The 21103-nt window shown below is 67.6% G+C and carries 21 protein-coding genes; 12 read left to right on the forward strand and 9 right to left on the reverse strand.

Annotation, left to right across the window (positions count from 1 at the left end; genetic code table 11):
• Window positions 1-449 precede the first annotated feature (449 nt).
• The gene (locus AC1VXD_RS14155; RefSeq protein ID WP_482992568.1) at window positions 450-1274 is read right to left on the reverse strand and encodes a helix-turn-helix transcriptional regulator; all 825 of its coding nucleotides are present in this window, start codon (window positions 1272-1274) and stop codon (window positions 450-452) included.
• Window positions 1271-1975 (reverse strand): VIT1/CCC1 transporter family protein, encoded by a 705-nt coding sequence (locus AC1VXD_RS14160; protein WP_482992569.1) that lies wholly within the window; start codon window positions 1973-1975, stop codon window positions 1271-1273. Before AC1VXD_RS14160 ends, AC1VXD_RS14155 begins: the two co-directional genes overlap by 4 nt.
• A 151-nt stretch (window positions 1976-2126) precedes the next feature.
• Between AC1VXD_RS14160 and AC1VXD_RS14165 the strand changes: the two genes are divergently transcribed.
• Window positions 2127-3491 carry a glutamate--cysteine ligase gene (locus tag AC1VXD_RS14165; RefSeq protein ID WP_482992570.1) on the forward strand — a complete coding sequence of 455 codons (1365 nt, stop codon included), beginning with the start codon at window positions 2127-2129 and terminating at the stop codon, window positions 3489-3491.
• A gap of 89 nt (window positions 3492-3580) precedes the next feature.
• Here the strand turns inward: AC1VXD_RS14165 and AC1VXD_RS14170 are convergent, their stop codons facing one another.
• Window positions 3581-4633, reverse strand: coding sequence for an NAD(P)-dependent alcohol dehydrogenase (locus tag AC1VXD_RS14170; RefSeq protein WP_108769985.1), 1053 nt, complete (start codon window positions 4631-4633; stop codon window positions 3581-3583).
• Window positions 4634-4737: 104 nt separating this feature from the next.
• On the opposite strand from AC1VXD_RS14170, the gene AC1VXD_RS14175 reads away from it, so the two are divergent.
• Window positions 4738-5622: a LysR family transcriptional regulator gene (locus tag AC1VXD_RS14175; protein WP_482992571.1), complete on the forward strand. Its 885-nt coding sequence runs from the start codon at window positions 4738-4740 to the stop codon at window positions 5620-5622.
• Between the two features lie 48 nt (window positions 5623-5670).
• On the opposite strand, the gene AC1VXD_RS14180 is transcribed toward AC1VXD_RS14175, so the two are convergent.
• The gene (locus AC1VXD_RS14180) at window positions 5671-6114 is read right to left on the reverse strand and encodes a VOC family protein (protein ID WP_482992572.1); all 444 of its coding nucleotides are present in this window, start codon (window positions 6112-6114) and stop codon (window positions 5671-5673) included.
• Window positions 6115-6201: 87 nt separating this feature from the next.
• On the opposite strand from AC1VXD_RS14180, the gene AC1VXD_RS14185 reads away from it, so the two are divergent.
• Complete coding sequence (locus tag AC1VXD_RS14185; protein ID WP_482992573.1) at window positions 6202-6879, forward strand: SMI1/KNR4 family protein; 678 nt, start codon at window positions 6202-6204, stop codon at window positions 6877-6879.
• Between the two features lie 102 nt (window positions 6880-6981).
• Here the strand turns inward: AC1VXD_RS14185 and AC1VXD_RS14190 are convergent, their stop codons facing one another.
• Window positions 6982-8085, reverse strand: a complete 1104-nt coding sequence (locus tag AC1VXD_RS14190) for an alkene reductase (protein ID WP_482992574.1) — start codon at window positions 8083-8085, stop codon at window positions 6982-6984.
• Between the two features lie 128 nt (window positions 8086-8213).
• On the opposite strand from AC1VXD_RS14190, the gene AC1VXD_RS14195 reads away from it, so the two are divergent.
• Window positions 8214-9122, forward strand: coding sequence for a LysR family transcriptional regulator (locus AC1VXD_RS14195; protein ID WP_482992575.1), 909 nt, complete (start codon window positions 8214-8216; stop codon window positions 9120-9122).
• A gap of 18 nt (window positions 9123-9140) precedes the next feature.
• Here the strand turns inward: AC1VXD_RS14195 and AC1VXD_RS14200 are convergent, their stop codons facing one another.
• Window positions 9141-9560 carry an Imm70 family immunity protein gene (locus AC1VXD_RS14200; RefSeq protein WP_482992576.1) on the reverse strand — a complete coding sequence of 140 codons (420 nt, stop codon included), beginning with the start codon at window positions 9558-9560 and terminating at the stop codon, window positions 9141-9143.
• 188 nt (window positions 9561-9748) lie between these two features.
• Between AC1VXD_RS14200 and AC1VXD_RS14205 the strand changes: the two genes are divergently transcribed.
• The 3 genes from AC1VXD_RS14205 to fghA are packed head-to-tail and all read left to right on the forward strand — an operon-like array spanning window position 9749 to window position 12072.
• The gene (locus AC1VXD_RS14205; RefSeq protein ID WP_079223297.1) at window positions 9749-10024 is read left to right on the forward strand and encodes a metal/formaldehyde-sensitive transcriptional repressor; all 276 of its coding nucleotides are present in this window, start codon (window positions 9749-9751) and stop codon (window positions 10022-10024) included.
• Window positions 10025-10083: 59 nt separating this feature from the next.
• On the forward strand, window positions 10084-11193 hold the full coding sequence (locus tag AC1VXD_RS14210) for an S-(hydroxymethyl)glutathione dehydrogenase/class III alcohol dehydrogenase (protein WP_482992577.1): 1110 nt from the start codon (window positions 10084-10086) through the stop codon (window positions 11191-11193).
• A 48-nt stretch (window positions 11194-11241) separates the two neighbouring features.
• Window positions 11242-12072, forward strand: coding sequence for an S-formylglutathione hydrolase (fghA, locus tag AC1VXD_RS14215; RefSeq protein ID WP_482992578.1), 831 nt, complete (start codon window positions 11242-11244; stop codon window positions 12070-12072).
• 75 nt (window positions 12073-12147) lie between these two features.
• Here fghA and AC1VXD_RS14220 read toward each other — a convergent pair whose 3' ends face one another.
• Complete coding sequence (locus AC1VXD_RS14220; protein WP_482992579.1) at window positions 12148-13008, reverse strand: PA4780 family RIO1-like protein kinase; 861 nt, start codon at window positions 13006-13008, stop codon at window positions 12148-12150.
• 196 nt (window positions 13009-13204) lie between these two features.
• On the opposite strand from AC1VXD_RS14220, the gene AC1VXD_RS14225 reads away from it, so the two are divergent.
• Complete coding sequence (locus tag AC1VXD_RS14225; protein WP_482992580.1) at window positions 13205-14650, forward strand: GGDEF domain-containing protein; 1446 nt, start codon at window positions 13205-13207, stop codon at window positions 14648-14650.
• A 45-nt stretch (window positions 14651-14695) separates the two neighbouring features.
• Here AC1VXD_RS14225 and AC1VXD_RS14230 read toward each other — a convergent pair whose 3' ends face one another.
• Window positions 14696-15139 carry a universal stress protein gene (locus AC1VXD_RS14230; protein WP_482992581.1) on the reverse strand — a complete coding sequence of 148 codons (444 nt, stop codon included), beginning with the start codon at window positions 15137-15139 and terminating at the stop codon, window positions 14696-14698.
• Between the two features lie 139 nt (window positions 15140-15278).
• On the opposite strand from AC1VXD_RS14230, the gene AC1VXD_RS14235 reads away from it, so the two are divergent.
• The 4 genes from AC1VXD_RS14235 to AC1VXD_RS14250 all read left to right on the forward strand — a co-directional run bounded on the left by AC1VXD_RS14235 (window position 15279) and on the right by AC1VXD_RS14250 (window position 20407).
• Window positions 15279-16184 (forward strand): LysR family transcriptional regulator, encoded by a 906-nt coding sequence (locus tag AC1VXD_RS14235; protein WP_482992582.1) that lies wholly within the window; start codon window positions 15279-15281, stop codon window positions 16182-16184.
• A 238-nt stretch (window positions 16185-16422) separates the two neighbouring features.
• On the forward strand, window positions 16423-17937 hold the full coding sequence (locus tag AC1VXD_RS14240) for an MFS transporter (protein ID WP_482992583.1): 1515 nt from the start codon (window positions 16423-16425) through the stop codon (window positions 17935-17937).
• A 23-nt stretch (window positions 17938-17960) separates the two neighbouring features.
• Window positions 17961-18998, forward strand: coding sequence for an HlyD family secretion protein (locus AC1VXD_RS14245; RefSeq protein ID WP_482992584.1), 1038 nt, complete (start codon window positions 17961-17963; stop codon window positions 18996-18998).
• Complete coding sequence (locus AC1VXD_RS14250; protein ID WP_482992585.1) at window positions 18995-20407, forward strand: efflux transporter outer membrane subunit; 1413 nt, start codon at window positions 18995-18997, stop codon at window positions 20405-20407. The genes AC1VXD_RS14245 and AC1VXD_RS14250 overlap by 4 nt, the downstream gene beginning before the upstream one ends.
• A 294-nt stretch (window positions 20408-20701) precedes the next feature.
• Here AC1VXD_RS14250 and AC1VXD_RS14255 read toward each other — a convergent pair whose 3' ends face one another.
• Window positions 20702-21076 carry a DUF3916 domain-containing protein gene (locus AC1VXD_RS14255; RefSeq protein ID WP_482992586.1) on the reverse strand — a complete coding sequence of 125 codons (375 nt, stop codon included), beginning with the start codon at window positions 21074-21076 and terminating at the stop codon, window positions 20702-20704.
• Between the last annotated feature and the right edge of the window lie 27 nt (window positions 21077-21103).

Consider the following 21103-nt stretch of genomic DNA (forward strand, 5'->3'; position numbering starts at 1 on the left):
CGGTTGAGGGGCACGGCGTGAATACGTCCATGTAGCCTCGGTCGCGCCATCCATGGCGCTCACGCCCCCTCAACCGGACCCACCCCGCCTTCGACAGTTCTCCGCGATCTGTCGGAACGGCGTTCTGCCCTGGTGGGTGTCGACCTTGGTCGACACAGTAGATCCACGCCATGCGTGGATGCATTTCGATTTCAATTCGAAATATTCGATTCCGATTGAGATTCATCCACGCATGGCGTGGATCTACTGGGCCGCCGGCCAACTGTCGAAGGTGGGGCGGTGTGGGTGGGCAGGACCGCAGGCGCCATGGATGGCGCCATCGAGCCCCCAGGGATGGGTTTACGGCGTGTCCTGCCCACCCACACCGCCCCGCCATCCCACGGAATGCCGCTCTGGCTTTGGCCGTTGCATTGAGCAGGTGCAGGGCTGCAAGCCCTGCCGAACCCACCCTAGATGTCTGTCGGCGCCAGCCCGTACTGCTCCGCAAACCGCTTGCTGAAACTCGCCGCCGAGCGATACCCCGCGCGGGCGGCCACTGTCTTCAGTGGTAGATCGGTCGTGTACAGCAGCGTCATGCCGTGCGCCAGCCGTGCCTCGGTCAACAGCTGGCGCAGGCTGGTGCGTTCGGCGGCGAGGCGGCGGCGCAGGGTCGCGCCGCTCAGCGCGAACTGGTCTTCCACATCGCGCGACTGCCAGTCACGCGCCGGTTCGGCCGCGATGCGGTCGCGGATCTGCTCACCCAGGCTTGGGGCCTGCGGCAGCAGCAGATTGCCGTGGCCCTGCCGGCACCAGGCCAGCACCAGTTCGGCCAAGGCCAGTCGCGCTTCGCTGTAATGCCCGTCCTGCAGTGCCTGGCGCCAGCGCCGCAGCACCGTGCCGTGGTCGATCAGCCGCGGCTGCGCGATCGCATCGCCGGGCGCAGGCAGTGCTTCGCTCCACAGCGTGCGCGCTGCGCTCAGTACTTCCGCACACAGCGGCACGATGGCGCCGAGGTAGCGGCCGGTGCCCGCGTCGCGCGTGTTGACCACATCGATCCGGCAGCGCTGGGTGAACAGCAGCATGTCACCCGCGTGGGCAGTCAGCGACTGGTGCGCGGTGCGCACCTGCTTGCTGCCTTCCAGCAGGATGACGAACTGCGGCTGCGGTATCTCCACGGAACTGGCACCGTGCTCGCGGCGCGCAGTGATGCAGGCGTAGCCTTCAGCACGGTCGCAGCCGGCCAGGCTGGCCATCTCGGCCAGCAGAGCAATGTCAGGGGGCAGCATCGTGGTCATGACAGGTGGGCTCCCAGCAGCTTGCCGATGCCCGCGGCGGCGGCCATCGCCAGCGCGCCCCAGAACAACACCCGCACAGCACCGCGTACCGGCGGCGCGCCTCCGGCACGGGCGGCCATCGCGCCGGTCATGCACAGGCCGATCAGGGTGCTGGCGGTGGTGGTTACGGTGACCTTCTCCGCGCTGGAGAACAGGGCGGTCAGCACCGGCAGCGCGGCGCCACAGGTAAACGCACCGGCCGAGGCGAGCGCTGCCTGCAGCGGACGCGCGCGCAGGGTGTCGGTGATGCCGAGTTCGTCGCGGGCGTGTGCACCCAGAGCGTCATGCGCCGTGAGTTGCTCAGCCACCTGCCGGGCCAATGCCGGCTCCAGGCCGCGATGGCGATAGATGGCCGTCAGCTCGTCCAGCTCGCTGTGCGGATCCTCGTCCAGCTCGCGCATCTCCATTGCCAGGTCGGCCGCTTCGGTGTCGGCCTGGGTCTGCACGGAAACGTACTCGCCCGCGGCCATCGACATCGCACCGGCCACGGTACCGGCCACGCCGGTGGCCAGGATCGTGCTGGCCGAGGCACCGCTGGCGGCCACGCCGACCACCAGGCCGGCGACCGAGACGATGCCGTCGTTGGCCCCCAGCACGGCCGCGCGCAGCCAGCCGACGCGGTCGGCGCGGTGCAGTTCCGGGTGTCGTGAATGGCGGCTCATGGCCTGAGTGTACGGGGGTCAAGAGGTCGTCGGTAGGATGCTGAAACCCGTCACCGTCGCATGCTGTGAAGGGCCGCCACGCTATAGTGCGCCCTTGCGATGGAAGGCCCCCAGCCCCACATCCCCTGCCACTGTCCAGCGAGTCCTCCCCTTGTCGAGCCCCAGCCACGTCGCCGATACGCCCATTACCGACCGCTCGGAGCTGGTCGAGGTGCTTGCCTCCGGCGAAAAGCCCCGTGCGCAGTGGCGCATTGGTACCGAACACGAGAAGTTCGGGTTCCGCCTGGACGACCTTCGCCCGCCGACTTTCGAAGGCGAGCGCGGCATCGAAGCCCTGCTCAACGGGCTGACCCGCTTCGGCTGGGAGCCGGTGCAGGAGAACGGCAACACCATCGCCCTGCTGCGTGACAACGCCTCGGTGACGCTGGAGCCGGCTGGCCAGCTGGAACTGTCCGGCGCGGCGCTGGAAACCATCCACCAGACCTGCGTGGAAACCGGCACCCACTTGAACGAAGTGGCGCAGGTGGCCGGCGAACTGCAGCTCGGCTTCCTCGGCATGGGCTTCCAGCCGAAGTGGACGCGCGATGAAATGCCGTGGATGCCCAAGGGCCGTTACAGGATCATGCGTTTCTACATGCCCAAGGTCGGTTCGCTCGGCCTGGACATGATGACCCGCACCTCCACCGTGCAGGTCAACCTGGATTACGCCACCGAAGCGGACATGGTGAAGAAGTTCCGAGTGTCGCTGGCGCTGCAGCCGATCGCCACCGCGCTGTTCGCCGATTCGCCGTTCACCGAAGGCAAGCCGAATGGCTACCTGAGCTACCGCTCGCATATCTGGACCGACACCGACGCCGACCGTACCGGCATGCTTGACTTCGTGTTCGAGGATGGCTTCGGCTACGAGCGCTATGTCGATTACCTGCTCGACGTGCCGATGTACTTCTCCTACCGCGATGGCATCTACCACGACGCCAGCGGGCAGAGCTTCCGCGATTTCATGCAGGGCAAGCTGCCGGTGCTGCCGGGTGCGCTGCCGACGCTGCGCGACTGGTCGGACCACATGACCACCGCCTTCCCGGAAGTACGCCTGAAGAAGTACCTGGAAATGCGCGGTGCCGACGGTGGCCCGTGGAGCCGCCTGTGTGCGCTGCCGGCATTCTGGGTCGGCCTGCTGTACGACGACACCGCGCTGGATGCCGCCTGGGATCTGGTGCGCGATTTCAGCCTGGCCGAGCGCCACGCGCTGCGCGACGGCGTGCCGAAGTACGCCATGGGCCTGCCGTTCCGCAACGGCACCGTGCGCGACCTGGCCCGCGAAGCAGTGAAGATTTCCGTGGAAGGCCTCAAGCGCCGCGGTGCGCGCAATGCCGATGGCCAGGACGAAAGCAAGTTCCTGGACGTGCTGCAGGAGATCGTCGAATCGGGCCTGACCCCGGCCGAGCGCAAGCTGGCGCTGTTCCATGGCCGCTGGCACGGCGACGTCGATCCGGTGTTCAAGGAATTCGCGTACTGAAGTGCGCCCGCCGGGCATGGCCCGGCGGGTAGCGCGCGCAGAAGAAACCCCGGCAACGCCGGGGTTTCTTCATTCCATCGGCGCAGCGATCAGGCCTTGATGGTGGCCATGTCGATCACGAAGCGATAGCGCACATCGTTCTTCGCCATGCGCTCCCAGGCCTGGTTCACGTCCTTGATATTGATCACTTCCACATCGCTGACGATGCCGTGCTCGGCACAGAAGTCCATCATTTCCTGGGTTTCGGCCATGCCGCCGATGGCCGAGCCGGTGACGTGCTTGCGGCCGAAGATGACCGTACCACCCATCAGCGGCGGGTCCAGTTCGGTGATGACGCCGACCAGGCACATGGTTGCATCGCGCTTGAGCAGGCTCATGTACGGGTTGGTGTCATGGCTGACCGGCACCGTGTTGAGCAGGAAGTCGAAGCTGTTGGCGTGGGCCTTCATCTGCTCCGCGTCGCGCGAGACCAGCACTTCGTCGGCGCCCAGGCGCTTGGCATCGGCACCCTTTTCCGGGGTGGTGGTGATCATCACCACGGTGGCGCCCATCGCCTTGGCGAACTTCACGCCCATGTGGCCGAGGCCACCCAGGCCGATCACGCCCACCTTCTGGCCCGGGCCGACCTTCCAGTGGCGCAGCGGCGAGTAGGTGGTGATGCCGGCGCACAGCAGCGGCGCGGCGGCCTTCAGGTCCAGCTTTTCAGAGACCTTCACCACGAAGCGCTGCTCGACCACGATGTGGTCGGAGTAACCGCCCATGGTCAGCTCGCCGGTGTTGCGGTCGTGGCTGTTGTAGGTGTAGGTCGGGCCCTTTTCGCAGTACTGCTCCAGGTCGTGGTCGCAGGCATCGCAGTGGCGGCAGGAATCGACCATGCAGCCGACGCCGGCGAAGTCGCCGACCTTCAGGGTGGTGACGGACGGGCCGACTTCGACCACGCGGCCGATGATCTCGTGGCCCGGCACCATCGGGTACTCGGCGCCGCCCCAATCGTCGCGGGCCTGGTGCAGGTCGGAATGGCAGATGCCGCTGTACAGCACTTCGATGCGGATGTCGTTGGCGCCGACGGCGCGACGTTCGAAGGTGAAGGGCTCGAGCGGGGCGGTGTTGGTGCGTACCGCATAACCATGGGCGAGGGACATGGGGAATCCTTGGCGGGGTTTGTCGAAAGGCGCTTTACAATACGCCCCTCGTACCGGGGTACAAAGCCCGGATATCGGCATGATTCATCAAGGCACACTGCACAATGGCCTCTGACAATCTCTCCCACCTGGCCGCCTTCGCTGCCGTGGCCCGCCACCGCAGCTTCCGCAAGGCCGGCGGCGAACTGACCCTGTCGACCTCGGCGGTGAGCTATGCGATCCGCGCGCTGGAAGAGCGGCTGGGCGTGGGGCTGTTTCACCGCACCACCCGCAGCGTGGCCCTGACCGAGGCCGGGCAGCGCCTGCTGGACAGGCTGCAGCCGGCGCTGGGCCAGGTGCACGACGCGCTGGAAGAGATGAACCAGTTCAGGGACAGCCCGACCGGGCTGCTGCGCATCAACGCGGCGCGTGCTGCGGTACCGACCCAGCTCGGGCCGCGGCTGACCCGCTTCCTGCGCGCGCATCCGGATGTGCGGCTGGAGCTGACCGAAAACGACGGGCTGGTCGACATCGTCGCCGACGGCTTCGATGCCGGCGTGCGCCTGCATGAGTTCGTGCCCGAGGACATGGTGGCGGTGCCGTTGGGACCGGCCCTGCATGGCATGATCGTGGCCTCGCCGGAGTACCTGGGCCAGCACCCGGCGCCGCAGCACCCGCGCGACCTGCTGCAGCACGAATGCATCCGCTTCCGTTTCGCCAGCGGGCACCTGTACAAGTGGCAGTTCGATCGCGATGGGCAGTCGCTGGAAATCGACGTGCGCGGGCGGCTGACGCTGAGCGAGCAGACCACCATCATCCGCGCGGTGCTCGATGGTTTCGGCCTGGCCTACGTGCTGGAAGATGCCGCGCGCCCGCATATCGAGGCCGGGCGGATGGTGGCGGTGCTGCAGGACTGGAGCGAGCCGTTTCCCGGCTTCGTGCTGTATTACCCGAAGCAGCGGCAGATGTCGTCGGCGTTGCGCGCGTTCGTGGATATGCTGCGGGAGTGAGGCGGGATGCAGTGCCGACCAACGGTCGGCACCCACCCGTGTGGTCACTCACTCCACCAGCGCGTCATACCCCAGGCCGACGAACTGGATCAGGCAGAACCCATGCCCGAACGGATCGGCCAGCACTGCCAGCCGTCCCCAGCGGCGTTTGCTCACCGGCAGTTCGATGACCGCGCCGGCGGCCACTGCGCGTGACAACGCGACGTTGATGTCTTCCACCACCCAATCCAGGTGCAGCGGCGTCCAATGCCGCTCGTAATCGCGCACGTCGCCTTCGTCGGTGGCCACGCTGCCCGCATCACTCTGCAGCAGGTACAGCGGGGTGGGACCACCGAGCAGTTCAAGCGCGTTGGTCCCCAGCCGGCGGCCGACGCGCAGGCCGAAGGCCGCAACGTAGAACGCTTCGGCAGCGGCCAGGTCGGGCACATCGATGTTGACGATGAAGGTGCGGGCAGGGAGTCCATGGCAGGGATCTGCGGCGGCCGGTTGCACGCAGTCTAGACCTGCTGGAGCAGGCTGCGGATTCATGTGCCGGGTGAATTCAGGCAAGGTAGGTGGCTGCTTTCGACAGGGACCTCCATGAGCACGCTTTCCGATATCGAACAGGCCACCGGCCAGGCCTTTCCGCCGCTGTTTCATCAGATCGCCGCCGAAGGGCGCAGCGACTGGGGTGCATTGGGCAACCCGTGGTTCCGCGAAGTGTTTCCCACCCTGCTGGCGCAGCCGCCACTGCTGCTGCACGCCAATGAGTTCGAGCCGATCGAACGGAGCGAACTGCGCGAAGCGTGGGAAGACCTGACTGCCGAGGACCACTACAACCCGCTGCGCAAGGACCTGCAGTTGCTGCCGTTCGCGCGCAGTGGTGGCGGCGATACCTATTGCTTCTGGACCAATGCGCCGGGGTTCGCCGAAGCGCCGGTGCTGCTGGTTTGCCACGACGACGACCGTGCCGACGTGCTGGCCGCCAACCTGCAGGACTTCCTGTTCCGCAAGATGGTCGAGGCGGTGGCGGAACTGGAAGCGGAGTACACGACGCTGGTCGAAGGTGATCTGGCCGCCAACCTGCAGGCTTGGCTGGGCAGCCATCGCGGCTGGTTGCGCGACGACCAGGGGAGGGCGCTGGAGGCCTTGTTTGCCCGCACCGATGACATCGCCGCAGGGCGGATCAGCGACGAGGAAGCGCAGGCGCTGGTGAAGCAGGTGATCGGCTTCCCGCGGCTGGACGAGTCGTTCGCTTACGTGCGCGAGGGCGCTTGAAGGCCGGGGTCGGATCCGCGCGCAGCGCGGCTCTGACCCCTTCTTGGCCGAACCAACGGTCAGAACCCTTTCCGTTGGAAAGGGCTCCGACCCCATGCTCGATCAGCTTGCTGCCGGGTAATCCAGATAGCCCTCGCGGCCACCACCGTAGTAGGTGTCGCGATCCGGCGCGGCCAGCGCGATGTCCTGCTGCAGGCGCTCGACCAGATCCGGGTTGGCGATGAACGGCTGGCCGAAGGCGGCGATGTCGATCGTGCCATCGTCGACCAGGCGCAGGGCGTACTCACGGGTCATGCCGCCGGCCAGCAGCACCGTGCCGCCGTAGGCCTGCTTGAAGGCCTTCAGGAAGTCTTCGCCGATGGCGCGCTCGCCGCGCAGGTAGTTGTCATTCAGATGCACGTAGGCCAGCCCGCGCTTGCCCAGTTCTTCGGCCAGGTACAGGTAGCTTGCCTCGTTTTCGGCATACGCCGGCATGTCGAAGACCTGGCTGTTCGGTGCCAGGCGCACGCCGACGCGATGCGCGCCGATGCCTGCTGCCAGCGCATCGACGGTGTCCAGGATCAGCCGTGCGCGGTTGCGCAGCGAACCACCGTAGAGGTCCTGCCGATCGTTGGTGAGCGGGTTGAGGAACTGCTCGAACAGATAGCCGTTGGCGGCGTGCAGTTCGATGCCGTCGAAGCCGGCGGCGATGGCATTTTCCGCGCCACGCACGAAGTCGCTGACGATGCCCGGCACTTCATCGGTGCGCAGGGCGCGCGGCGGGGTCGGATCGACGCGGCCGCGGCTGCCGTCATCAAGGTACACGAAGGCAAAGTTGCGCGGGTCGCTGCCGACCGCACGCGTACCGGCGCTGACCGGCTGGCCGCCGTCGGGCTGCAGCGAGCTGTGCGACATGCGGCCGACGTGCCACAGCTGGGCGAAGATCGTGCCCTCCGCGGCGTGGACCGCGTCGGTCACCAGCTTCCAGCCCGCCACCTGTTCGGCCGACCAGACGCCCGGCACGTCGATGTAGCCCTGGCCCTGCGGCGAGACCGGCGTGCCTTCGCTGATGATCAGGCCGGCGCTGGCGCGCTGACGGTAGTACTGCGCGGTCAGCTCGTTGGCCACGGCGCCCGGGTTGCGGGCACGGGTCATCGGCGCCATGGCGATGCGGTTGTGCAGCGGGGTACCCGCCAGGTCGAAGGGGCGGAACAGCAGGTCGGTCATCTCGGTCATCTCGGTGTGGGGGAGGGCGCCCGTGGCGCCATGTACACAGGATGGAGTTGACATCGAAGCACATAAAGAGCTTCGATTTCCCTCTTGGTGGGACATCGTGTCCCCAATGGAGGCTGCAGATGCTGCCCGTGGAATCCTTGAATGGCCTGGTGACCTTCGTCACCACGGCGCGCGCCGGCACCTTCACCGAGGCGGCCGAAGCGCTGGGCATCTCGCGCTCGGCGGTGGGCAAGGCCATCGCCCGGCTGGAGGCGCGGCTGGGCGTGCGCCTGTTCCACCGCACCACCCGGCGAATCTCGCTGACCACCGACGGTGAGGCCTACTACGCCTCGTGTGCGGCCGCGCTGGATGAGATCTCCGCCGCCGAGGCCTGCCTGGGGTCGGCCGCGCATCTGCCCAGCGGACGCCTGCGCATCGACATGCCCTCGTCTTTCGGCCGCCTGGTGGTGATGCCGGTGCTGCTGAAGCTCTGCCAGCAGTACCCGGACCTGCAGCTGACGGTGACCTTCACCGACCATTTCGTCGACCCGATCGAGGAAGGCATCGACCTGCTGATCCGCTTTGGTGGCCTGCAGCAGGCCGAGCACCTGGTGGCACGCCGGCTGGGCAGCCAACGCCTGGTCACCTGCGCCGCGCCGTCCTACCTCCAGGCGCACGGCGTGCCACAGACCATCGAGGACCTGCGTGCGCACCGCAGCATCGTGGGGTTCCGGCACGGGCAGCCGGTGGCCTGGCGGATCGGGCCGGAAGGCGAGCATGCGCCCTTCGTTCCCAGTGGCACCTACCAGCTCAACGACGGTGATGCGGTGATCGATGGTGCCATTGCCGGGCTCGGCATCTGCCAGATGCCGGTCTCGCTGGTCCGCCGGCACCTGCAGTCCGGGGCGCTGCAGTCGGTGCTGGATGACTGCATGCAGCGGCACATCGAGATCCACGCGCTGTGGCCGCCGACCCGCCACCTGCGGCCCAAAGTGCGCTTCGTGGTGGATGAACTGACCCGGCTGGCCGCGGCAGGCGCGTTCGATTGAACGCGTCTTCGATGAAGCTTAGTAGCTGACGATCCGCGCGCTCGCTTTGCCCCCGCCAGCCAGTTCTTCCAGGACCTCAATCAAAAGCATGGTGAGGTCCCGACCGTCCGCGGTGACAAAGTAATCCGCAAGGTTGCTGATGCCAGTCGAGATGTTGCTTGACCATGGCGGTTGCAACGTCCGGTCTTCGAACGACCAGATGATCCTTTGGGGAGACAGATCGGCGAGTTCATTGCGGATGGTCCAGATCTCGGCAAGTGCGCCAGCAGCATCCTTCTGCGGCAGCGTTCCACCGTAAAGCGTGTGCATGATGATCGGGAAGCGGGTTACCCAGCCGGCAGGTTCCAGGTTGCCGGTTATGGTGGAGAAAAAGGCATAAAGAAACGCGTCGCTGCCGATTTCATCGGTGATGCTTCCCAGTTCAATGCCAACGCCCATTCGACGCTCCGACATGTGTCCAAGGTGACAGATTGGCAGCTGCGTCCGCAGTGCAATCGAGGCTCTTCATAAGTCATTGATATTCCAAGGCGCACGGGCAGGTCATCGCAGGCGGCAAGCGAGCCAATAGCGTCAGGCTGGGTCCTCCTGTATACTATCCCCCAGTATAGTTCCGCAGGTGGCCCGCCATGCCGCATTCCCCCGAAGAAAAGAAGAAGGTCCTCGCCCGCGTGCGCCGCATCCGCGGCCAGTGCGATGCGTTGGACCGCGCGCTGGAGGCCGGCGCCGACTGCGGGCCGGTGCTGCAGCAGATCGCGGCCATCCGTGGCGCGGTCAACGGGCTGATGTCCGAGGTGATGGAAGCCCACCTGCGCGAGGAATTCGGCCAGCCGGCCACATCCGATGAGCAACGCGCCGAACGCGTGCGCGAGATGAGCGGGCTGATCCGCTCATACCTGAAATAAACAACGGCGCAACATAGCGCCGCCCATCCTGTTACTGCCTGTCTTTTGGAGAGTCCGCCATGAAATCCCGTGCCGCCGTCGCCTTTGGTCCCGGCCAGCCGCTGCAGATCGTCGAGATCGACGTCGCCCCGCCGAAGGCCGGCGAAGTGCTGGTCAAGATCACCCACACCGGTGTCTGCCACACCGATGCGTTCACCCTGTCCGGCGATGATCCGGAAGGCCTGTTCCCGGTGGTGCTGGGCCATGAAGGCGCCGGCATCGTGGTGGAAGTGGGCGAGGGCGTGACCAGCGTCAAGCCGGGCGACCACGTGATTCCGCTGTACACCGCCGAGTGCGGCGAGTGCCTGTTCTGCAAGAGCGGCAAGACCAACCTGTGCGTGTCGGTGCGTGCCACCCAGGGCAAGGGTGTGATGCCCGACGGCACCAGCCGCTTCAGCTACAACGGCGAGCCGATCTACCACTACATGGGCTGCTCGACCTTCAGCGAGTACACGGTCGTGGCCGAGGTCTCGCTGGCCAGGATCAATCCGGAAGCGAACCCGGAACACGTCTGCCTGCTCGGCTGCGGTGTCACCACCGGCATCGGCGCGGTTCACAACACCGCCAAGGTGCAGGAAGGCGACAGCGTGGCCGTGTTCGGCCTGGGCGGCATCGGCCTGGCGGTCATCCAGGGTGCGCGCCAGGCCAAGGCCGGCCGCATCATCGCGGTGGACACCAACCCGTCCAAGTTCGAGCTGGCCCGCGAATTCGGTGCCACCGACTGCATCAACCCGAAGGACTTCGACAAGCCGATCCAGCAGGTCATCGTTGAAATGACCACCTGGGGCGTGGACCACAGCTTCGAGTGCATCGGCAACACCAGCGTGATGCGTGCGGCGCTGGAATGCGCGCACCGTGGCTGGGGCCAGAGCGTGGTGATCGGCGTGGCCGGTGCCGGCCAGGAGATCTCCACCCGTCCGTTCCAGCTGGTCACCGGCCGCAAGTGGATGGGCACCGCCTTCGGCGGCGTGAAGGGCCGCAGCCAGCTGCCGGGCATGGTGGAAGACGCGATGAAGGGCGATATCGAACTGGCCCCGTTCGTCACCCACACCATGGACCTGGACAAGATCAACGAAGCCTTCGACCTGATGCATGAAGGCAAGTCGATCCGCTCGGTCGTCCACTTCTGAATCACGCCAGGCGGCAGGCCGCGTGCCTGCCGCCGCTGGGAGCACTCCATGGAACGCATCGAACACCGCGCCTGTTTCGGCGGCTGGCAGGACGTCTACCGCCATCACTCGACCACGCTGGGCTGCGACATGCAGTTCGCCGTGTACCTGCCGCCGCAGGCGGCCACGCAGACACTGCCGGTGCTGTACTGGCTGAGCGGACTGACCTGCACCGAGCAGAACGTCATCACCAAGGCTGGCGCGCAGCGCTACGCCGCCGAGCATGGCGTCATCCTGGTGGCGCCGGACACCAGCCCGCGAGGCGATGACGTGGCCGATGCCGAAGGCTACGACCTGGGCAAGGGCGCGGGCTTCTATCTCAACGCCACCGAACAGCCGTGGGCGAAGCACTACCGCATGCACGACTACGTGGTGCACGAACTGCCGACGCTGATCGAAGCGAACTTCCCGGCCAGCGATGCGCGCGCGATCAGTGGCCATTCGATGGGTGGGCACGGTGCGCTGGTGCTGGCGCTGCGCAACCCGGGCCGCTACCGCAGCGTCTCGGCGTTCTCGCCGATCGTGGCGCCGAGCCAGGTGCCGTGGGGCCACAAGGCGTTCACTGCCTACCTGGGCGACAACCCGGCCGAGTGGGCGCAGTGGGATGCCACCGCGCTGGTGGCCACCGCCAGCGAGCGCCTGCCGCTGCTGGTCGACCAGGGCGATGCCGATGAGTTCCTGCAGAACCAGCTGCAGCCCGAACGCCTGCAGCAGGCCTGCGATGCCGTTGGCCACCCGCTGACCCTGCGGCTGCAGCCGGGGTATGACCACAGCTATTACTTCATCGCCAGCTTCATCGGCGAGCACGTCGCCCACCACGCCCGCGCGCTGAAGGCCTGATTTGTAGAGCCGAGCCCATGCTCGGCTGGGCACCCGAGCAGCCGAGCGTGGGCTCGGCTCTACGGAAGCAGGCGGCTACAGGTCGTCTTCTTCCGCCGCCTCACGGCCCTGCTGGCGGATCAGGGCTTCTTCGCGCGCATCGTTGATGGCATGGCGCACGCTGTCCAGGTCGATGGTGGATTCATCGTGCACGAAGGTGCCGGTGAGTCCACTGTCCGGCAGCAGGCTGCCAGCCTCGAACAGCGCCCACATTTCCTCGCCGTACCAGGTGTCCAGCAGTTCGGGTGCAAAGCGGCCCAGGTAGGCGGTGAGGTTGTTCACATCCCGCAGCAGCATGCTGCGTGCGGCGTTGTTGCCGCCTGCACTGACCACCTGGGGGAAATCGATCACCACCGGGCCATCGGGACCGACAAGCACGTTGTACGGCGAGAGATCGCCATGGATCAGGCCGCAGCACAGCATGCGCACCACCTGCCGGACCAGGGTCTGGTGGAACTGGCGGGCCTGCTCCGGTTCCAGCTCCACCTCGCCCAGGCGGGCGGCGGAGAACCCGTCGGCATCGGTGACCAGCTCCATCACCAGCACGCCGTGGTAGTAACCGTACGGCTCGGGCACGCGCACGCCGGCATCGCGCAGCAGGTACAGCGCGTCCACCTCGGTGTTCTTCCAGGCCGCTTCCTGCTGCTTGCGGCCGTACTTGCTGGCCTTGCCCACCGCACGCGCTTCGCGGCTGCCGCGCACTTTGCGCCCTTCCTGGTACTGCACGCGCTGCTGGAAGCTGCGCTGGGCCATGTCCTTGTAGACCTTCGCGCAGCGCACGTCGTCGCCGCTGCGTACCACGTACACGGCCGCTTCCTTGCCGCTCTTGAGCGGGCGTAGTACTTCATCGATCACGCCGTCGTCGATCAGCGCGCGCAGTGCTTCGGGGGTTTTCACGGGATCTCGGGGCGGCCGGCGCGGACGCGCTCGCCAGGTTGGGGGGATCTGCGCATTTTACAGGCCGCGGCAGCCCAGCGGCTTCCCGGCGGGCCCACGAGCGTCGCCGATCCGCTTTTTCCAAAGCGGATCACGCCGCAGTGGCCGCGGGCTGCGCTATGGTGCGCGCATACGGCCTTACGGATGGGGGAAGTGCATGCCGGTCGTGCTGGCGCTGCTGTACGTGCTGTGTCACGGGTTGGTCGTGGCGTTCTGGCCTGGGACGGCCGGTGGCGGGTCATTCGCCTTCCTGACCGCGGCACCGTTGCTGGCCGCGGCCGCGTGCCTGTGGCGGGCCCAGCGCGACCGTGCGGCGCTGGGCTGGCGTGCCACCGCGCTGGCCCTGCTGCTGTGGGCCGGTGGCATGGGCTTCAACATGGTGGATGCGCTCAGCGCCGGCCGCTCCAACATCACCCCCAGCGCCAGCTTGCTGCTGTACGTGCTGTACGGCGTGCCGCTGGTCTTCATCCTGGCCCGGGCACGCCGCGAGCGCTGGACCATCAGCCTCATCGATGGGCTGATGGCCGCCCTGCTGGGCGTGCTCTTCTTCGTGCACACCCAGTCCTTCGCCGACCGCATCGATGTCGATGATCAGGCGATGGCCAACATGCAGCACATGTTCGATATCCAGAACCTGTGTATCGCTGCTTTTGCCGTGGTGCGCTGGCTGGCCGGCGACGTGTCCGAGCGTCGTGCGTTCTTCCGAGCGCTGGCGCTGTATGCGCTGGGCTACCTGATGGTGGCGTACTACATCAACCATTACACCGCCGAGCAGTCCTTCGGTGCCTACAACGACCTGCTGATCGACGTGCCGTTCCTGCTGCTGGCGGTGCTGGCACTGCGCCAGTCCCCGGTGCCGGGGCGGGTGCTGCACCCGCGCCTGTCGCGGCTGGTGCAGGCCGGTGGGCCGATGATCCTCCCGTTGCTGCTGCTGGTGGTCGGCACCCTGGTGGTGGACCACGCGCGGCCGCTGGCGTTGGCCGGGTTCGTGGTGGCCACGCTGGGCTTCGGCCTGCGCAGCACCCTGCTGCAGATTGATCTGCTGGAAGGTCAGGCCACCCTCGACCAGCTGGCGCGCCAGGACGGCCTGACCGGCGTGGCCAACCGGCGGCAATTCGACACCGTGCTGCAGGCCGAGTGGAACCGCGCCCGCCGCAGCGGCACCGAGCTGGCGCTGCTGCTGGTGGACATCGACCACTTCAAGGCGTTCAACGACCAGCACGGCCACCCGGCCGGCGACCGCTGCCTGCGCGCGGTAGCGGCGGTGCTGCAGGCCACCGCCGGGCGCGCCGCCGACAGCGTGGCGCGCTATGGCGGCGAGGAATTCGCGGTGATCGTGCCGGGCAGTCCGCTGTCGGGCGTGCTGGCGCTGGCCGAGCGGCTGCGCATGGCGGTGGAGGCACTGAGCCTGCCTGAAGGTCCGGTCAGCATCAGCATTGGTGTTGCCTACCTGCACCCGCCGGCCACGGCCAGCGCCGACCAGCTGCTGGCTGATGCCGATGCCGGGCTGTACGCTGCCAAGCGCGCCGGCCGCAACCAGGTGACCCTGCACGCGCGGGTGCTGGACGACGAGAGCGGCGAGGAAGGCGTGATCGACTGCTGATGTGGACGCTGGATCGGCAGCGCCGGGCCATGCCTGGCGGGTATCTCAACGCTCGCCGCGCGTCTCCACCAGCACCGGGCAGGGCGCGTGGTCGAGCGTCCACTGCGCCACCGAGCTGTCCAGCAGGCGCTGCAGCCGTGACAGCTGGCGATGGCCGATCACGATCAGGTCGGCGCCCAGCTCGCGCGCCTGGGTGCTGATCACCTTGGCGGGATCGCCTGCCGGCAGCAGCGGACGGGCGTCCACCCCACGCTGGCGCAGCTGTGCGATGGCGTCCTGCAGCAGGCCTTCGGCCTTCGCCCGCTGGCGTTCGGCGGCGGGGTACTCGCGGCGGTCGGCATCGCTGGCATCGGCGGACAGGGCGAACTCCGGGTCGATCACGCACAGCAGGTGAAGGCGGCTGCGTGGTCCGGCGACGCGGGTGACCAGGTCCAGCAGGATGTCGTGCTGGGGGCCGCCGTCGAGGGCGACCAGCAGGGTTGTGAACATGGGGGACTCCTTGGCAGGGGGTATGGTCGCCCATGCCGCGCCGTGCACCCATGCCGTGCGGCGCAGGCAATACCTGCACCGGATGCAATCGACTTTGATCAAGGGTGTCGTAGAGTCACTCCAACTGTTGGAGACTGCCATGCCCCTGCCTGACCTGAACCTGCTGCTCGCCCTGGATGTCCTGTTGGACGAAGGCAGCGTCGCCGGGGCGGCACGCCGCATGAACCTCAGTGCCCCGGCCATGAGCCGTACCTTGGGGCGGATCCGCGACGCGCTGGGCGACCCGGTGCTGGTACGCGCCGGCCGCGGCCTGGCACCGACCCCGCGCGCGCTGGAACTGCGCGAACAGGTGCGCGACGTGATCGAGCAGGCCCACCGTGTGTTCCACGACGGCCGCGAAGTGGACATCCAGACCTTGGAACACACCTTCAGCATCCGCGCCAACGATGTGTTCATCGGCAGCTACGGCGGCCGCCTGCGCGAGGTGTTCCGGCAGCAGGCGCCGCGCTGCACGCTGCGCTTCATGCCCGAAGGCGATACCGATGATGATGCGATGGTGCAGGGCCGGATAGACCTGTTCATCAGCACCGCCGGCAAGCACGCGCCGGAGACCAAGGTGCAGAACCTGTTCACCACGGCGCTGCTGGGTGCGGCGCGCGAGGATCATCCGCTGTTCGACGGGGACATCACCGCCGAGCGTTTCGCTGCCTGCGACCACATCTCCGTTTCGCGGCGCGGCATCGCCCACGGTCCGATCGATGATGAGCTGGCGCAGCTCGGCCTGAGCCGACGGGTGGCGATGGTGATCCCCACCTTCCATGGCGCGATCTTCGCGGCGGCATCGTCGGATCTGGTGCTGCCGCAGATGCCGAGCGTCATGCTCGATCGCATCACCTACATGGGGCTGCCGCTGCGGATGTTCCCGCTGCCGGTATCGGTGCGCACGGTGGCCCTGGTGCAGGCCTGGCACCCGCGCATGGACAACGATCCGGCGCATCGCTGGCTGCGCCGCGCGATCAAGACGATGTGCGACGCCGACCTGTAGAGCCGAGCCTACGCTCGGCTGCATCAGAGGGCGTGCCGACCAACGGTCGGCACCTACCAGGATCCTGCGCCGACCAACGTTCGGCAGCTACCGGATACGTGCGTCAGGCGCACGGCTGGCATCGCATCCACGCCATTTTTCGCAGCAGTGGGCCTGCATAGACTGCGCTCCCCCACATTCACGGAGCGCACGCCATGTCGCTTCACCTGCCGTGCGCTGCACGGATCGGCCGCCGCCGATGAGCGCGGTCGCCATGCCCCGGGCCCCGGCCGCTCCCGTCGCCCCCGCGTTCGACCGCCGCATTGTCGTTGGCCTGTGCGGCGTGCTGCTGGTGGTGCTGCTGTCGGGCTTCAACGAAAACGTCACCAAGGTCGCGCTGGCCGATATCCGCGGCGCGATGGGCTTCAGCGTCGACGATGGCAGCTGGATCATCAGCGTGTACAGCGCGATGTCGGTCAGCGCCATGGCCTTCGCACCCTGGTGTGCCGTGACCTTTTCGCTGCGCCGCTTCGCCCTGGTGATGATCGCCGCCTTCATGCTGCTGGGCGTGCTGTGCCCGCTGGCGCCGAACCTGCCGACTTTCCTGCTGCTGCGCGGGCTGCAGGGCCTCGCTGGTGGCGCGCTGCCACCGCTGTTGATGAGCGTGGCGCTCCGCTTCCTGCCGCCGGGCATCAAGCTGTACGGTCTGGCCGGCTATGCGCTGACGGCAACGTTCGGACCCAGCATGGGCACGCCGCTGGCCGCGCTGTGGGTCGAGCATGCCGGCTGGCAGTTCGCGTTCTGGCACATCGTGCCGTTCTGCGTGGCTGGCATGGCCATGGTCGGCTGGGGTCTGCCGCAGGACCCGCTGCGGCTGGAACGCTTCGCCCAGTTCAATGGCGTGGGCCTGGCCCTGGGGCTGCCCGCGCTGGTCATGCTGGTGCTGGGCCTGACCCAGGGCGCGCGCCTGAACTGGTTCGATTCACCGCTGATCACGGTGCTGCTGGGCGGTGGCGGCGGCCTGCTGGTGCTGTTCTTCATCAATGAATGGTTCCACCCGCTGCCGTTCTTCAAGTTGCAGCTGCTGGTCCATCGCAATCTCAGTTACTCGCTGGTGACCTGCATCGGCGTGCTGTTCGTGCTGCTGGCGGTGATCTCCATTCCGTCCGGCTACCTGGCCAGCGTGCAGGGTTACCGACCGCTGCAGACCGCACCGATGCTGTTGTGGGTCGCGCTGCCGCAGGCCATCGCGCTGCCGCTGGTGGCCACCGTGATGAACCAGCGTGCGGTGGATTGCCGCTGGGTGCAGGCGACGGGGCTGGTCCTGCTGGCCGCCGCCTGCTTCATCGGCGCGCACCTGGACGTGCAGTGGAACCGCGACAACTTCCTGTGGGTGCAGCTGCTGCAGGTGGTGGCGCAGCCGATGGCGGTGCTGCCGCTGCTGCTGCTGGCCACCACCGGCCTGGCACCGCAGGACGGTCCCTATGCCTCGGCCTGGTTCAACACCGTCAAGGGCTTTTCCGCGGTGTTTGCTGGCGGCGTGCTCGACGCGGTCGCGCAGTCGCGGCGCCACTTCCATTCCACCGCGCTGGTGGACCACCTGGGCGACCAGCCGTGTCTGCCGGCCAGCACCGATCTGCCCGCACGCCTGCACGCCCAGGTACAGGCGCTGACCTCGGCCGACCTGTACTGGCTGGTCGCGCTGGTGGCCCTGGGCTGCCTGCCGCTGCTGCCGTGGGCTACCCGTATCCATCCGCCACGTGCCGTGGCCTGACTCCCCTTCGCAAGGACTTCCCCATGAGCCTCAACAAGACAACCCTCAATACCGGCCTTGCCGTGGGCGTGCTGGCGCTGGCCATCGGCGGCTGGCTGCTGCTGCGCGACGGGCGCTACCAACGCACCGACAACGCCTACGTCAACGCCGATTTCACCGTGGTTGCGCCGAAGGTGGCTGGCTTTGTCAGCAGCGTCGAGGTGCAGGACAACCAGATGGTGAAGGCTGGCGACGTGCTGGCCCGCATCGACGATCGCGATTACCAGGTAGCACTGCAGGCGGCGCGCGCCGACCTCGCCAATGCACGCGCACAGCTGGCCAATGCGCACGCTGCGCTGGCCCAGCAGGATTCGCTGATCGAACAGGCCCGGGCCAGCGTCGATGTCAGCCGCTCCGAGCTGACCCTGGCCAGCGCAGACCAGCAGCGCTACCGCGAACTGGCCCGCGATGGTGCCGGTACCGTGCAGAACGCCCAGCAGGCGCAGTCGAAGCAGGCCGTGGCCAATGCGCACCTGCAGCAGGGGCAGGCCGCACTGAGCACCGCCCGCCAGCGCACCGGCATCCTCGCCGCCGGCGTGCAGTCCGCACAGGCCGCGGTGCAGCGCGCCGAGGCGGCACAGGCACGCGCGGAGCTTGACCTGTCCCACACCGAGCTGCGCGCGCCGATTGACGGTGTGGTCGGCCGCCGTGCGGTGCGCGTCGGCGCCTACCTGACCCCGGGAACCGCGGTGGCGGCAATCGTGCCGCTGCAGCGTGCCTTCGTGGTCGCCAATTTCCAGGAAACGCAGATGACCCGCATGCACGCCGGCCAGGCGGTCGAGCTGTCCGTGGACGTGTTTCCCGGCACGCGCCTGCACGGCCACATCGACAGCATTGCTCCAGCCACCGGCGTGACCTTTGCCGCCGTCGCGCCGGAGAACGCCACCGGCAACTTCACCAAGGTGGTGCAGCGCATCCCAGTGAAGATCGTGCTGGAGCCGGGCCAGCCACTGGCGGAGCAGCTGCGCGCCGGCATGTCGGTGGAAGCGCGTGTGGACCTGCAGGGCGGGGAGGGCGCATGAGCGCGCGTCAGGTGATGAAGACCCTGACCACTGCGGCGCTGTGCCTGGCCGTGGCGGCCTGCACCCTGGGCCCGGACTTCGTACGGCCGCAGGCCCAGCTGCCGGCACAGTGGCAGGGTGACGCCGTGGCCACTGCGACCCTCGACGACGATGCGGCGTGGTGGGCGGGCTTCGATGATCCGCTGCTGGGCCAGCTTGCGCAGCAGGTGCTGCAGTCCAACCTGGACCTGCAACTGGCGGCCAACCGCGTGCAGCAGAGCCGCGCGGCGCGTGGCATCAGCGCCGCGGACCGGCTGCCCTCGGTGGCGGCCAGCGCCAGCGGCGTGCGCGCACGCAACAGCGAGGTGGGCCTGAGCGATCCGTCCGGCAACGCCGGCCGCGAAGACTACGGCCTGTTCCAGGCCGGCATCGGCCTGAGCTGGGAGCTGGACCTGTGGGGCCGCGTGCGCCGCCAGGTGGAAGCCGCCGACGCGCGCGTGCAGATGGCCGAAGAGGATGCCCATGCCGTGCGCATCGCGCTGCTGGCCGAAACCGCCCGTTCCTACCTGCAGCTGCGCGCGACCTCGCAGCTGCTGGCGATCACCGAGAACAACCTGGGCATTGCCGCTGACATCCAGCGGCTGACCGAGGCGCGGCAGCGCCAGGGCGTGGCCAGCACGCTGCAGGTATCGAGCGCGGCGGCGCAGGTGGCCGCGCTGCAGGCCCGCGTCGCGCCGCTGCGGCACCGGCAGTCGCAGCTGCGCAATGCGCTGGCGTTCCTGCTGGCCAGGCCGCCGCTGGCACTGGATGCGCAGCTGCAGGCCGTGCGCAGCGACTGGCCGGCACTGCCCGACGTGGCCGTGGGCCTGCCCAGTGACCTGGCCGAACGCCGCCCGGACATCCGCCGTGCCGAAGCGGCGCTGCATGCGGCCACCGCCAACATCGGCGCGGCCAAGGCCAGCTTCCTGCCGCGCATCACTTTGAATCAAGATGCGGGTTTCCAGGCCAGGCAGCTCGATGACCTGGATGGCTGGGATGCACACCGCTTCAGCATCGGCCAGTCGATCAGCCTGCCGATCTTCCAGGGTGGGCGGCTGAAGGCAAATCTGGCGCTGAGCCGGCTGCAACAGCAGCAGTCCGCGCTGCAGTTCCAGCGGACGGTGCTGCAGGCCTGGCATGAAGTGGACGATGCGATCGATGGCTACGCGGCCGAGCAGCAGCGCACGACGCAGCTGCAGGTGGCGGTGGCGCAGAGCGAGACCGCCTTGGGCGCGGCGCGGCGCCAATACCAGGCTGGTGTGGTCGACATGCTGGATGTGCTGAGCACCCAGCGCATCGCGCTGGACAACCAGGCCGCGCTGGCCAACAGCCAGGCCACGGCGGCGATAGCGAGAGTGGAGCTGTACCGCGCGCTGGGCGGCGGCTGGTAACGACATGGAATCGCCGGGCATGGCCCGGCGCTAGCCACCATGCCGGTCGCGATACGCACCCACCGGGCAGGGCGGTGCGGTACCCATCGTGGCGGTAGCGCCGGGCCATGCCCGGCGGCTTGGTAGTTGCCAACCTTGGTTGGCAGCCCGTTGCAGAAGGGCCAACCAAGGTTGGCATCTACCAGAGCACGTCGTGCGCCGGGCCATGTACTGTGGACCCGACGGGTACATCAACGCCCGTCCGCTACCTCGCCATGGAACCAGTATTCCTGTTCCAACCCGTCATGGTGGTCGCTAGCTGGCCACGTGCCCTTGGAAATAGTCTTCGTCCAGATAAAGGCAGATCTCACTTGCGAACAGGCCTGGCCAAGCGATGCAGCAGGTCACCCGTACGGCCGCCTGCGAAACAGGGCGTGACTGAATCAGGTTGGTGCACGCGGTGATGAGCGATTGGCGCAGGCCCGCTGGATTTCCCGTGTGGAGGCAGGGCCTTCGATCAGGCCGGCACGGGTGGGAATCTTGTAGTCCAGTAACGGGCTTCATGGCCCAAGGCTTCTGGGGAGGGGAACGCACCGCTGAAGGAGCCTGCCCACTGTTGCAGGTTGCGCAGTCGGCGTGGAGCGTCGCGCAGCTTTTTCTCGCCGCGCGCACCCGGCTTGGTGGTGGCATCTCTGTTTCTCATTCCGGCAGTGTGCC

Source organism: Stenotrophomonas sp. STEN054 (genome assembly GCF_056854535.1).